The organism is Rhodococcus sp. G6(2025) (genome assembly GCF_058628105.1).
The window spans coordinates 1253098-1266282 of the sequence record NZ_CP179750.1; the positions used below are offsets into that span (position 1 = coordinate 1253098).

The window sequence follows — 13185 nt, forward strand, 5'->3', positions numbered from 1 at the left end:
GATATCTACTTGACGGCGCGGATCACCACGATCTCTTCACGGGTCTGGCCGACCTCGATGAGCCCTCTCCGCTCGAGCATGCCTCTGCGTTCGACGAGGACCGGTCCGAAGGGGATCTCGGCGGTCGCGGCGATGTCGACCCGCATGTTCTGTTCCTCGAGCATCGTCAGAGTTTTCTCGACTCCGCTCAGGCTGGACTGCGCCAGCAGGAGGACGCCACCGGCGACGAGAACGTCGGGGGCCTGGCAGCAGATCCGATCGAGCAGTGCGCGACCGTTCTTGCCCGCGTCCCAGGCCCGCGCCGGACCGCGGTCGGGGACCGAGTCGACCAGTGCCGGCACGTATGGCGGGTTGGACACGACGACGTCGAACCGTTCCCCGCGAACCTGCTCGATGAGATCGCCGTGGATCACCCGGATCCGGTGCCCTCCGACAAGGGCATTGAGTCTGATGCTGATCGCCGCTCGCCTCGACACGTCCACCGCGGTTACCCGGCCCGCACCCGCGGCGGCGGCGCGCACGCTCAGCGCGCCGGTCCCCGCACAGAGGTCGAGCACCCGGGAATGGGGGCCGAGTGGCTCCGCCGCCAGGACGTCGGCCAGCAACTGCGTATCGTGTTGCGGGCGATAGACTCCGGGAAGACGTAGCAGCATCGAAGACTCCTCGGTCGCCGGTCGCATCGTGGTGCGTCCACGGCATTCCCCTGCGGGCTCACCGTGGACGCCGTGCGTCTGATTACCTCACAGTTACCCCGGTCGACGCAGGGTCAATCACGCCGATGCGCTCCGACCGCGGTGGCACGGGTCGGAAGTCGCGCAGATTCCGGGGTGAGCTGGCACGATCGACGGGGTGACGTACACCGAGCAGTTGCGTGACCTCGCGGCCCGGCACGGGGTGGCGACGTCGTACCGGGGTTGGGATCAGCAGCGCCACGACGTCCGTGACGACACACTCCGCAGCGTCCTCGCAGCCCTGGACGTTCCCGCCGCATCGGAGGACGAGGTGCGGCGCGCCCTGTCCGAATGCGACGCGGCACCGTGGCGACGGATGCTGCCGCCCGTCGTCGTCGGCAGGGAAGGGTCCGAGACCCGTTTCGTGGTCCACGTTCCGCACGGCGAGGCGGTGGACGTCACGATCGACACGGAGTCCGGCGGGACGGTCCCGGCACGCCAACTCCAGGTGTGGGTCGATCCGCGGGAGGTCGACGGCGCCCTGGTCGGCCGCGCGACGTTCGTCGTTCCCTCCGACGTTCCGTGCGGGTGGCACGCGGTGCGGGTGTCCACCTCGCACACGTCGTCGTCGTGCACGCTCGTGGTGACGCCGGCACGATTGTCGACGTCCGACGCGCTGAGCGACCGCCGACGCTGGGGTGTGCTGACGCAGTTGTACTCGATCCGGTCGCGTCGGTCGTGGGGTGTCGGGGACTTCGGCGACCTCGCGGATCTCGCCTCGATCTTCGGGTCCGTTCACGGCGCCGACTACGTGCTGGTCAATCCGCTGCACGCCGCGCAGCCCCGGCCACCGATCGAGGCGTCGCCGTACCTGCCGACCACCCGCCGCTACGTCAACCCGATGTACATCCGTGTCGAGAACATCCCGGAGACTGCGTACCTCTCGACGCGACGCCATGCGCGGATGCGCGACGCCGCAGCGCGATTCGAGCGGGCGAACGACCGGTCCGACCGGATCGACCGCAACCCGTCGTACCGGGCCAAACTCCGGGTGCTCGAACAAGTCTTCCGGATCGAGCGCAGCCCGAGCAGGCAGCACGCGTTCGAGGAGTTCTGCCGCGTCGAGGGCGACGGACTGCGGGACTTCGCGACCTGGTGCGCGCTCACCGAGAAACTGCCGCCCGACGACCCGCGATGGACGACGAAGGCCGGTGCGCCCGACAGCGACTGGGTGCAGGCGCAGCGGCGCAAGCTCGCGCCGCGAATCGAATTCTACTCGTGGCTGCAATGGGTATGCGACGAGCAGCTTTCCGACGCCCAGGACGCGGCGAGGGCGGCAGGCATGGACATCGGGATCGTGCACGATCTGGCGGTCGGGGTCCAGCGCGGGGGTGCGGACGCGTGGTCGCTGGGAACGGCCCTGGCAGAGGGCATTACCGTCGGTGCGCCTCCCGACGACTTCAATCAGCAGGGTCAGCAATGGAATCAGCCGCCCTGGCGACCGGATCGGCTGGCCGAACTGGGGTACGCCCCGTACCGCGACATGCTGCGCACCGTGCTGAAGCACGCGGGTGGGTTGCGGGTCGATCACATCCTGGGGCTGTTCCGGCTGTGGTGGATCCCCGCCGACGCGGAGTCGCCTGCGGCCGGAACGTACGTCTCCTACGACCACGAGGCTCTCGTCGGGATCCTCGCGCTCGAGGCCGAGCGGGCGGGCGCCGTGGTGATCGGTGAGGACCTCGGGGTTTTCGAACCCGAGGTCCAGGACTACCTCGCCGAGCGCGGAATCCTGGGGACGTCGATCCTGTGGTTCGAGCACGACGGTGAGCGGCCGACACCGCCGGAGCAGTACCGGACCCTGTGCCTGACATCCGTTACCACGCACGATCTTCCGCCGACCGCCGGATACCTGGCCGGCGAACACATCGAATTGCGCTCGCGGCTCGGGCTCCTCGAACGCGACCTCGAACTCGAGAAGGAACACGACACAAGGCAGCGTGACGCCGTACTGCAATTGGCGCGCGACCGCGGACTGCTGGCCGACGACGCGTCGATACCCGACACCGTGAAGGCGCTTTACCGGCTGATCGACCGCAGCCCGTCGTTGCTGACGGGTGTCGCGCTCGCCGATCTGGTGGGGGAGTACCGCATCCAGAATCAGCCGGGCACCGACGAGACCCAGTATTCGAACTGGAAAATTCCCCTCGCCGACGCGTCGGGGCGTGCCGTCCACGTCGAGGACCTGGCGGACGGCGATTTCGGGTTCGTGAGCGGCGCCCGCTGATCCCGGCCGTCAGGGTGCGAGGGCGCGCATCGCCAGGTCGACGACGGCGTCCGCGTGGTCGTGGGTGAGGGGATGTGCTCCGCTCTGCCAGCGGTAGAACATCGGCGCCATGAACAACTCGAACGCGAGGGTGAGGTCGATGTCGGGCCGCACCTGCCCGGCGTCCTGCGCGGAGCGGAACCGCGCCGCGACGAACTCGAACTGCGGCCGGTAGATCCGCTCGACGATCTGTTCCTGCAGTTCGGGGTCCTGCAGCGATTCGATGGACAGCGCCCGGAACAGCGGTTCGAAGTCGGGTGAGGTGAACTCGTCGACCGTGGCCCGCAGGACCAGCCGCATGTCGGCGGCGAGGTCGCCGGTGTCTGGCAGGGCCATGGCCTCCTGTGCCCCGGCCGCGTTCTGTTCGTGGAGGGTGTCCACGACGAGTGCGCCCTTGGATCGCCACCACCGGTAGATGGTCTGTTTCCCGACCTTGGCGCGCGCGGCGATGCCTTCGATGCTGATCTTCCCGTAGGGCTGTTCGCGGATCAGTTCCTGCGTGGCCTGCAGGATCGCGGCGCGGGACCGTTCGGAACGGCGGGGAGTATCGGCGGACGGCATGAACGGATCGTAGACCAGACGAGACGTATCGTCTTGACTCGACTCGCGCCCCGTGTCACTCTTGAACGAGACGGACCGTTCCGTATTTGAGAGGATGAAGATGACCCGATCACACATCGCCATGGTCAGCATTCCGGCGCCCGGGCACGTCAACCCGAGCCTGGAGATTCTCCGCGAACTCGTCTCGCGCGGTCACCGCGTGACGTACGCCAACGACGCCGCCGTGAAGGACGTCGTCGAGAGCACCGGAGCGGAATTCAAGGAGTACACCTCGACGTTGCCGCGCGTGAACACTGCAGGTGCGACGGAGGAGTCCGAGAAGTCCTGGGACGGCGACACCATCGATCAGCTCACTCTGTTCCAGGCCGAGTACGAGTCGATGCTGCCCCAATTGCGGGGGCTGTACGAGGACGACCGCCCCGACCTGTTCCTGTACGACATCGCGGGAGGACCCGCCCGCGTCCTCGCCGAGGAATGGGGCGTGCCGATCGTGCAATTGTCGCCGACGTACGTGGCGTGGGAGGGCTACGAGGACGACATGAAGTCGTTCGTGGACACGATGCGGGCGGACCCACGCGGGGCGGCACTGTACGAGCGGCAGGGGAAGTTGCTGCGGGGCAACGGTGTCGAGACGGACCCGGACGAGTTCTACGGGCGCCCGGCTCGGGCGGTCGTGCTGATCGCGAAATCGATGCAGCCCAACGCCGATCGGGTGAACGAGGACGTCTACACGTTCGTCGGACCGGCTCTGCCCACCCGGCGGCCCGCCGACGGCCGGTGGCAGCGCCCGGCAGGCGCGGGGAAGGTGCTGCTCGTCTCGCTCGGCACCGCGTTCACCGATCACGCCGACTTCTACCGGCGCTGCATCGAGGCGTTCGGCGACCTCGACGGCTGGCACGTCGTCCTGCAGATCGGGCAGCACGTCGACGTCGCCGAACTCGGGACCGTGCCCGGCAACGTCGAGGTCCACCGGTGGGTGCCCCAATTCGACATCCTCGGGCAGGCCGACGCGTTCCTCACCCACGCCGGCATGGGCGGGTCCAGTGAGGGAATGTTCACGGGAACGCCGATGATCGCCGCGCCGCAGGCCACCGACCAGTTCGAGAACGCCGACGCGCTCGTCGCCGCGGGAGTCGCGGTGCGAGTGGACAGTTCGGACGTGTCGGCAGCCGAGTTGCGGGACGCCCTCGCGCACGTCGACGCCGAGCCGGTCCGGCGCCGCAGCGCGGAGCTTGCCGCCGAGTTGCGTTCTGCGGGTGGAGTGGACGCCGCCGTGAAGGTGATCGAGGAGTTCCTCTGAAGCCGCGAAACCTGTCGGTGGTCACGTCTACTCTGCGGGCATGGCACTCACACTCGGCATGATCACGTTCGACACCACGGATCCGGGGCCCCTCGCGAAATGGTGGGCGAAGCAGACGGCGGGCACGATCGAGCAGGAGAACGACGGCTGGTTCTACGTCGTCGCCCTTCCGGATTCTGCGCAGAAGCTGGCGTTCCAGAAGGTCGGCGACCCCACCCCGGGGAAGAACCGCATCCACCTCGACCTGGCGTCCGACGACCTCGACGGCGAGGTGGGCAGGCTCAGTGCCGAGGGTGCGACGGAGGTCGCGCAGCACGAGATGGGCGATTTCCGGTGGGTCACGCTCGCCGATCCCGACGGCAACCAGTTCTGCGTCTCGGGTCCCCACACGTGACAGCGGGTCCTGCATGATTGACCCCATGCCTTCCACTACGTGGGCCGACGCCCAGGGACTCTGCACCTTCGTCGATGCATCACCGTCGCCGTTCCATGTGTGCGCGACGGTGTCGATGTTGCTGACCGGCAACGGTTTCACCGAGTTGCACGAGACCGACTCGTGGCCCGGCGAGCCCGGCCGGTACTTCCTGGTGCGCGGCGGATCCCTGATCGCGTGGAGTACCGAAGGGCTGGGCCGGACGGCGCCGTTCCGCATCGTCGGCGGGCACACCGACAGCCCGAACCTGCGTGTCAAGCAGCACCCCGACCTGTCGTCGGCAGGGTGGCAGCTGGTGGGTCTCGAACCGTACGGCGGCGCGTGGCTCAACTCGTGGCTCGACCGCGACCTGGGTATCTCCGGGCGGCTGAGCGTGCGGGCCGGCAACGCGGTCGAGGAGAAACTCGTCCGCGTCGACGAACCGATCCTGCGCGTGCCGCAGCTGGCGATCCACTTGTCCGAGGACCGCAAGGGCGTCCACCTCGATCCGCAGCGCCACCTCAACGGGGTGTGGGGCGTGGGGTCCGAACGCCGCTCGTTCATCGACTTCGTGGCCGACCGGGCGGAGGTGCCCGCCGACGCGGTGCTCGGGTGGGAACTGATGACCCACGATCTCGCGCCCAGCGCCCTCGTCGGAACCGAACAGGACCTCGTCAGCGCGCCGCGACTCGACAACCAGGGCACCTGCTACGCGGGCACCCAGGCGTTGCTGGCGGCGGCCGAGAACCCCGGTGACCGGGTGCCGGTGCTCGCGCTGTTCGACCACGAGGAGGTGGGGAGCATGTCCGATCGGGGCGCGTTCTCCGATCTGCTGAGCACCGTGCTCGAGCGCATCGTCCTCGGCCGCGGCGGTGGTCGCGAAGAATTCCTGCAGACGATGGCCGGATCGATCTGCGCGTCCGGGGACATGGCGCACGCCACGCACCCCAACTACCCGGAGCGGCACGAGCCCGCACACCACATCGCCGTCAACGGGGGACCGGTGCTCAAGGTCAATCAGAACCTGCGCTACGCCACCGACGCGGCCGGAGCCGGCGCGTTCGCCCTCGCCTGCGACCAGGCCGGCGTGCCGCTGCAACGGTACGTGCACCGGGCCGATCTACCGTGCGGTTCGACCATCGGCCCGATCACCGCGTCCAGGACCGGGCTGAGCACCGTCGACGTGGGCGCCGCGCAGCTCGGAATGCATTCGTCGCGGGAGCTGATGGGCGCCCGCGACGTGCGTGCCTACTCCGACGCCCTTGCGGCCTTCCTCACACCGACGGCGTGAGGGAAGCGGGGCGAGGAGCGCCAGGTCGGTACCGGAACGAGCCGCCGGATAGACTGACGTACGGCTCGTCGCCACCCGGCTTGCGCCGACCGTGACTCCCGGCTTGCCTCTCTTGACTCCCGTAGGGAAGGGACCCCACCTCCAGTGTCAGCACACCCGGTCGACACCGTCACCGCCGCCACCGCGACCCCCGACGTCGCACAGCCCTTCAAGGAACTGGGGCTGAAGGACGACGAGTACGCCCGCATCAAGGAGATCCTGGGCCGCCGCCCCACCGAGGCCGAGCTCGCGATGTACTCGGTGATGTGGAGCGAGCACTGCTCCTACAAGTCGTCGAAGGTGCACCTGAAGTACTTCGGTGAGACCACGACCGACGAGATGCGTTCCTCGATGCTCGCGGGCATCGGCGAGAACGCCGGTGTCGTCGACATCGGCGACGGCTGGGCCGTCACGTTCAAGGTCGAGAGCCACAACCACCCCTCCTACGTGGAGCCCTACCAGGGTGCGGCCACCGGCGTCGGCGGCATCGTCCGCGACATCATGGCCATGGGTGCACGGCCCATCGCCGTCATGGACCAGCTGCGCTTCGGTGCGGCGGACGCCCCCGACACCCGACGCGTCGTCGACGGTGTGGTGCGCGGTGTCGGCGGCTACGGCAACTCGCTCGGCCTCCCCAACGTCGGCGGCGAGACCGTGTTCGACGCGTCGTACGCCGGTAACCCCCTGGTCAACGCCCTGTGCGCCGGCGCGATGCGCGTCGAGGACTTGCACCTCGCGTTCGCATCCGGCGCCGGCAACAAGATCATCCTGTTCGGTGCGCGCACCGGCCTCGACGGCATCGGCGGCGTGTCCGTCCTCGCGTCGGAGACGTTCGACGGTGACGAGAGTGGGGACGAACACGAAGCCGAAGGCGGAGCTGGAGCATCGAAAAGCCGTAAGAAGCTGCCCGCCGTGCAGGTGGGTGATCCGTTCACCGAGAAGGTGCTCATCGAGTGCTGTCTCGAGCTGTACGCCGCGAAGCTGGTGGTCGGTATCCAGGACCTCGGCGGCGCCGGCCTGTCCTGCGCCACGTCCGAGCTCGCCGCGGCCGGCGACGGCGGCATGCACATCAACCTCGAGCAGGTCCCGATGCGCGCCACCGGCATGACCGCGGCCGAGGTGCTGTCCAGCGAGTCCCAGGAACGCATGTGCGCGGTCGTCACCCCCGACAACGTCGACGCGTTCATGGAGGTCTGCAAGAAGTGGGACGTCCTCGCCACCGTCATCGGTGAGGTCACCGACGGCGAGCGGCTCACCATCTCCTGGCACGGCGAGACCGTCGTCGACGTGCCGCCGCGCACGGTCGCCCACGAGGGCCCGGTGTACGAGCGCCCCGTGCAGCGCCCCCCGAGCCAGGATGCCCTCGTCGCCAACACCACCGCCGGACTGAAGCGTCCCGAATCGGCCGACGAACTGAAGGCCACCCTGCTGAAGATGCTCGCGTCCCCGGCGCTGTGCAGCCGCAAGTGGATCACCGAGCAGTACGACCGCTACGTGCGCGGCAACACCGTCCTGGCCGAGAACGCCGACTCGGGCGTGATCCGCGTCGACGAGAAGACGGGCCGCGGCATCGCGCTCGCCACCGACGCGTCCGGCCGCTACACCGCGCTCGACCCGTACGCCGGCGCCCAGCTGGCGCTCGCCGAGGCCTTCCGCAACGTCGCCGTCACCGGCGCGACCCCGAAGGCCGTCAGCAACTGCCTGAACTTCGGGTCCCCCGAGGATCCCGGCGTCATGTGGCAGTTCCAGCAGGCCGTCCGCGGTCTGGCGGACGGCTGCGCGAAGCTCGGCATCCCCGTCACCGGCGGCAACGTCAGCTTCTACAACCAGACCGGGTCGACCCCGATCCTGCCCACCCCGGTGGTGGCCGTGCTCGGCGTCATCGACGACGTGCACCGTCGCATCCCTACCGGTCTCGGACTGGAACCGGGCGAAACGCTGATCCTGCTCGGCGACACCCGCGACGAGTTCGACGGGTCCATCTGGTCGCAGGTCGAGCACGGCCACCTCGGCGGCGTGCCACCGAAGGTCGACCTCGAGCGGGAGCAGTTGCTGGCCGACATCCTCCTCGCGGCGTCCCGCGACGGGCTGGTGTCCGCGGCGCACGACCTGTCCGAAGGCGGTCTCGCGCAGACCGTCGTCGAGGCCGCGCTGGCCGGGGAGACGGGCTGCCGCATCCTGCTTCCCGACGACGCCGATCCGTTCGTCACCCTGTTCTCCGAGTCGTCGGGCCGCGTGCTCGTCGCGGTCCCGCGCACCGAGGAAACTCGCTTTACCGGTATGTGCACGGCCCGTAATCTCCCGTGGGTGCGCATCGGTGTGGTGGACGAGGGGTCCGATTCCGTCGAGGTCCAGGGCCAGTTCTCGGTCTCGCTGGCCGAGCTGCGCACGACGTTCGAGGGAACTCTGCCGGCATTGTTCGGGTGATGGATGGTCGAATCGGGGGCATTGGAGAGGGTTGACCGGGGGCCGCGGGAATTCTCGCGGCTGGTTGATCCTGCACTCCTCCACGGTCCCCGACTCGACCGGACCTGGCGTTTCCTTCGGCTCGACTTTACCGGCATCGCGTTCGCGACGCTGTTCTTCTGCTGGTCGCTGACGCCGTCGCTGCTGCCCCGCGACTGGCTGTTCCAGGGGCTGATCGGCGGCATCAACGCCGCGATCGGTTACACGGTGGGAACGGCGATCGGCTGGCTGGTACGTCGCTACTTCCTGCGGCACCGGTCGTGGTGGCCGTTGCCGGAACCGTGGTCCACCGGCCTGCGCGTCGTCGTGACGGTGACGTGCGTGGTCGTGAGTCTCGTGATGCTCGCGTACTCCGCGGCATGGCAGCGTGAGATCGCCGCGCTGATGGGGGCGGAGGGCACCACCACCACCGGCTACATCCGCACGGGCGGTCTGAGTCTGCTCGTGGGCGCCGCGATCATCTCGGTGTGGCGGCTGCTGCGCGAACTGGTGCGGTGGATCGCGGCACGACTCATCCGGCGGTGGCACCTCGCGATCCCGACGGCCACCACCGTCGGCATCCTCATCGTGACGGTGTTGTTCTTCCTGCTCGTCGACGGTGTTCTGATGCGCGGCATCTACGCCGCCACGAATGCGGCGTTCAGCCTGCAGAATTCGACCACCCGCGACGGCGTCGAGCAACCACTCGACCCGGAGAAGTCGGGGAGCCCCGAGTCGCTGGCGCCCTGGGACACCCTCGGGTACGAGGGCCGGAACTTCGTGTCCCGAGGGCTCGACGCCGACGAGCTCACGGCGGCCAACGGCACCCCGGCCAAGGACCCCATCCGGGTCTACGCCGGACTGGAGACCGCCGAGGACCCGGACGCGCGCATGGACGTCGTCATCGACGAACTCGAGCGGACCGGCGCGTTCTCGCGCAAGGTCCTCGTCGTCGTCCCCACCACCGGCACCGGTTGGGTCAATCCGACTGCGGCGCAGGCGATCGAGTTGGTCCACAACGGTGACACGGCGCTGGTCGCCAGCCAGTATTCGTTCCTGCCGAGTTGGATCTCGTTCCTCGCCGACCGTGAGAAGGCCGCGGAGGCGGGGAAGAAACTGATCGATCGTGTGCACGAGCGGTGGTTGCAGGAACCCGAGGCGACGCGCCCCAAACTGCTGGTCTACGGCGAAAGTCTCGGCACCCAGGCGGGGGAGGGCGCCTTCGACACGCTGAGCGATATCCGGCAGACCGTCGACGGCGTGTTGTGGGTTGGGCCGCCCAACTCGAACCGGCTGTGGGGACAGCTGATCCAGCGCCGCGACCCCGGCACTCCCGAGGTCGCCCCCGAGTACTCGGCGGGTCTGGTGGTGCGGTTCGCCGACGACTCCGCCGACATGGTGGAGGAAACCGGCGAATGGCTGTCACCGCGCATCCTGTACGTGCAGCACCCGTCCGATCCCGTCGTGTGGTGGTCGCCCGACCTGGCGTTCACCCGCCCCGACTGGTTGAAGGAACCACCGGGCGAGGATCGTTCGCCGTCGATGAAATGGTTTCCGTTCGTGACGTTCTGGCAGGTCTCCGCCGACCTCACCAACGCCGCCGGCGTGCCGGACGGGCACGGCCACAATTACGGGACTCTCGTACTCGACGGCTGGATCACGGTCGCCCAGCCCGAGGGATGGACGCCCGTCGACACCGAACGCGTCCGGTCCACTCTCGAATCCCTCTCCGGGACAGAGGGCCCGGAGAAGTGAGCAGGATCGCCTCCGTTGCCGGCGCGGCGGCGGCCGTGCTGTGGAGCAACGTGGTGCTGCCCGGTTCGGGGCTCGGCCCGTACGGGCGGGCGGTCGCGGGAGGCGCGCTCGGGCTGTCGGTCGTGGGAGCAGCACGCGCCGCGGGCTATGGCGTCGACGAACTCGGCCTGTCCGCGTCGAAGGCCCGGTCCGGGTTGCGGTACGGCGCCCTGGCGTCGGTGATCCCGCTCGCCGGATACGCGATCACGCTGAGTGTGCCCGCACTGCGCAGGCGTGTGCCGACCGGCGACGGCGTCACCGATTTCGCCGGCCGGGTGGGGTTCCGGATTCCGGTGGGGACCGTGGCGCACGAGGAACTGCTGTTCCGCAGCGTCTTGTCCGCGATGCTGCGACGGGCCTGGACGCCTGCGACGGCCAACGTCCTGCACGCCGCCACGTTCGGGCTGTGGCACGTGCGCGCGGCCCGGATCGCCGGCGACGGCGTCGCCGCGAGCGTGCTGCTCACCGGCTCCTCCGCGTGGCTGTTCGAGTGGTTGCGTCGACGCAGCGGCAGCGTCGTAGCCCCTGCACTGCTGCACCTTTCGGTCAACGTCGGTGGGGCGGTGGCCGCCGAACTCGCGCGGGCCCGCACAGTAGATTGAGCGTATGCCGCCGCGCCGAGCCGTAGATCCCGCCGAACTGAGAGCCGCCGTACTCGAGGTCGGCCCGTGGCTGCGCGGCGATTCCGAGGAGAAACCGTCCCGCAGCCAGCTGGCCGCGGCGGTCCGGCTCAGCGCGCGGACGCTCGAGCAGGTCGCGCCCGGTTCGAGCGTGGAGGTGCGGGTTCCGCCGTTCGTCGCGGTCCAGTGCATCGAGGGGCCGCGGCACACCCGCGGCACCCCGCCCAACGTCGTGGAGACCGACCCCCGGACGTGGCTGCTGATGGTGACGGGACTGCTGGAGTTCGACAGTGCGACCGCCGACGGCGGAGTGTCGGTGTCGGGGAGTCGCGCCGGGGAGATCGCCCACTGGCTGCCGCTGCTGCGCGTGTAGTCAGCCCAGCCACAACGCGCGGGTGCGGGGCAGGCCGCTCGACCCGTCGTCGGACGGGCGTACGGCCAGCACCTGATGGATCGTCAGCCGGCCATTCTCCTCGAACCCCAGGGCGCTGGCCGCGAGGTACAGCAACCAGGTGCGGGCCCGCTCCGCGCCGGCGAGCCGGATCGCGGCGTCCCAGGAATCGCGGAGTCTGCCCACCCACGCCCGCAGGGTGAGTGCGTAGTACTCCCGGAGGGCCTCGACGTCGCGCACCTCGAGTCCGGCGCGCTCGAAGGCGTCGAGCGTTCTGCTCAGCGGCAGCACCTCGCCGTCCGGGAAGATGTAGTTCTCGATCAACCCCGACGAGTTGTCGGTGCCCGTAAGCGACCGGACCGAGGCGATCGCATGATTGAGCAGCCGGCCTTCGGGACGGAGAAGGTCGAGCAGGTGCTGCGCATACTCCGGCAGCGCGGAGTCGCCGACGTGTTCGGACATGCCGATGCTGGAGATCGCGTCGAACGGACCGTCGACGACGTCGCGGTAGTCCTGCACGCGGATCTCGATCAGATCCGACAGCCCGGCCTCGGAGACCCTCGCCTGTGCCCATTCGGCCTGTTCGTGGCTGAGGGTGACCCCGACGACGGACACGTCGTACTTCTCGGCGGCGTGGATCGCCAGCGACCCCCAACCGCAGCCCACGTCCAGCAGTCGCATGCCCGACTGGAGACCGAGCTTGCGGCAGACCAGGTCCAGCTTCTCGTTCTGCGCTTCTTCCAGCGTCCCGATCGCATCGCGGTCGTCGGATCGCTGGTCCCAGTAGCCGCATGAGTAGACCATCGTCGGACCGAGGAACAGGCGGTAGAAATCGTTGCCGACGTCGTAGTGATGTGAGACCGAGGACGCGTCGCGCGCCTTGCTGTGCTTGGCACCGCGGCGCCGGGCCACCTCCACCGACGGCGGTGTCGGCCGGAGTCCGAGGCCGCCGAGCCGGACGAACGTCGCCAGCGACTTCAGGACGGTGCCGCGGTCGGATCCGCGGACGCTGAGGGTGCCCAGCCGGTCGACGAGGTCCGGAAGCGTCAGCAGCCGGAAGGCGTCGCCCTCGATCTCGAGGTCACCGGACACGTAGGCCCGGACGAGACCGAGTTCGTTCGGCGACCACAGCACCCTCCGGACGGCCCGGCGGTTGCGGAAGACGACGGTGACGTCGGAGTCGGGGCCTGCCTCCGAGCCGTCCCAGCATCGGACGTGCACGGGAATGGGGATGCCCATCGCACCTTCGAACGCGCTGAGCAGGCGTTCTGCGGCGGTCGGTGCCGTGCTGCGGACGTTCATCGGACAAGCCCCCGCTCTGTGGTTCGAGGATGCTGA

At 69.0% G+C, this 13185-nt stretch carries 11 protein-coding genes; 8 read left to right on the top strand and 3 right to left on the bottom strand.

What is annotated here, in order from left to right; all coding sequences use genetic code 11:
* Nucleotides 1-5: 5 nt before the first annotated feature.
* Nucleotides 6-653: a HemK2/MTQ2 family protein methyltransferase gene (locus tag ACLIVD_RS05995; RefSeq protein ID WP_280778734.1), complete on the bottom strand. Its 648-nt coding sequence runs from the start codon at nt 651-653 to the stop codon at nt 6-8.
* Nucleotides 654-849: 196 nt separating this feature from the next.
* Here ACLIVD_RS05995 and malQ point away from each other — a divergent pair, with 196 nt between their 5' ends.
* Entirely contained in the window at nt 850-2955 is a 2106-nt protein-coding gene (malQ, locus tag ACLIVD_RS06000; RefSeq protein ID WP_491932118.1) for a 4-alpha-glucanotransferase, read from the top strand.
* Between the two features lie 9 nt (nt 2956-2964).
* On the opposite strand, the gene ACLIVD_RS06005 is transcribed toward malQ, so the two are convergent.
* Complete coding sequence (locus tag ACLIVD_RS06005; RefSeq protein ID WP_317569909.1) at nt 2965-3555, bottom strand: TetR/AcrR family transcriptional regulator; 591 nt, start codon at nt 3553-3555, stop codon at nt 2965-2967.
* Nucleotides 3556-3649: 94 nt separating this feature from the next.
* Between ACLIVD_RS06005 and ACLIVD_RS06010 the strand changes: the two genes are divergently transcribed.
* The 7 genes from ACLIVD_RS06010 (at nt 3650) to ACLIVD_RS06040 (ending at nt 11829) form a co-directional block, all read left to right on the top strand.
* Nucleotides 3650-4855: a macrolide family glycosyltransferase gene (locus ACLIVD_RS06010; protein ID WP_491932119.1), complete on the top strand. Its 1206-nt coding sequence runs from the start codon at nt 3650-3652 to the stop codon at nt 4853-4855.
* Nucleotides 4856-4895: 40 nt separating this feature from the next.
* Complete coding sequence (locus ACLIVD_RS06015; RefSeq protein WP_005244396.1) at nt 4896-5249, top strand: VOC family protein; 354 nt, start codon at nt 4896-4898, stop codon at nt 5247-5249.
* A 25-nt stretch (nt 5250-5274) separates the two neighbouring features.
* Nucleotides 5275-6558 (top strand): M18 family aminopeptidase, encoded by a 1284-nt coding sequence (locus tag ACLIVD_RS06020; RefSeq protein ID WP_418339364.1) that lies wholly within the window; start codon nt 5275-5277, stop codon nt 6556-6558.
* A 144-nt stretch (nt 6559-6702) separates the two neighbouring features.
* Complete coding sequence (gene purL, locus ACLIVD_RS06025; protein ID WP_491932120.1) at nt 6703-9024, top strand: phosphoribosylformylglycinamidine synthase subunit PurL; 2322 nt, start codon at nt 6703-6705, stop codon at nt 9022-9024.
* 3 nt (nt 9025-9027) lie between these two features.
* Nucleotides 9028-10797 (top strand): alpha/beta hydrolase, encoded by a 1770-nt coding sequence (locus tag ACLIVD_RS06030; protein ID WP_280778723.1) that lies wholly within the window; start codon nt 9028-9030, stop codon nt 10795-10797.
* Complete coding sequence (locus tag ACLIVD_RS06035; protein ID WP_491932121.1) at nt 10794-11438, top strand: CPBP family intramembrane glutamic endopeptidase; 645 nt, start codon at nt 10794-10796, stop codon at nt 11436-11438. The genes ACLIVD_RS06030 and ACLIVD_RS06035 overlap by 4 nt, the downstream gene beginning before the upstream one ends.
* A gap of 4 nt (nt 11439-11442) precedes the next feature.
* Entirely contained in the window at nt 11443-11829 is a 387-nt protein-coding gene (locus tag ACLIVD_RS06040) for a sterol carrier family protein (RefSeq protein ID WP_283330660.1), read from the top strand.
* Here ACLIVD_RS06040 and ACLIVD_RS06045 read toward each other — a convergent pair whose 3' ends face one another.
* Complete coding sequence (locus ACLIVD_RS06045; protein WP_491932122.1) at nt 11830-13149, bottom strand: class I SAM-dependent methyltransferase; 1320 nt, start codon at nt 13147-13149, stop codon at nt 11830-11832.
* Between the last annotated feature and the right edge of the window lie 36 nt (nt 13150-13185).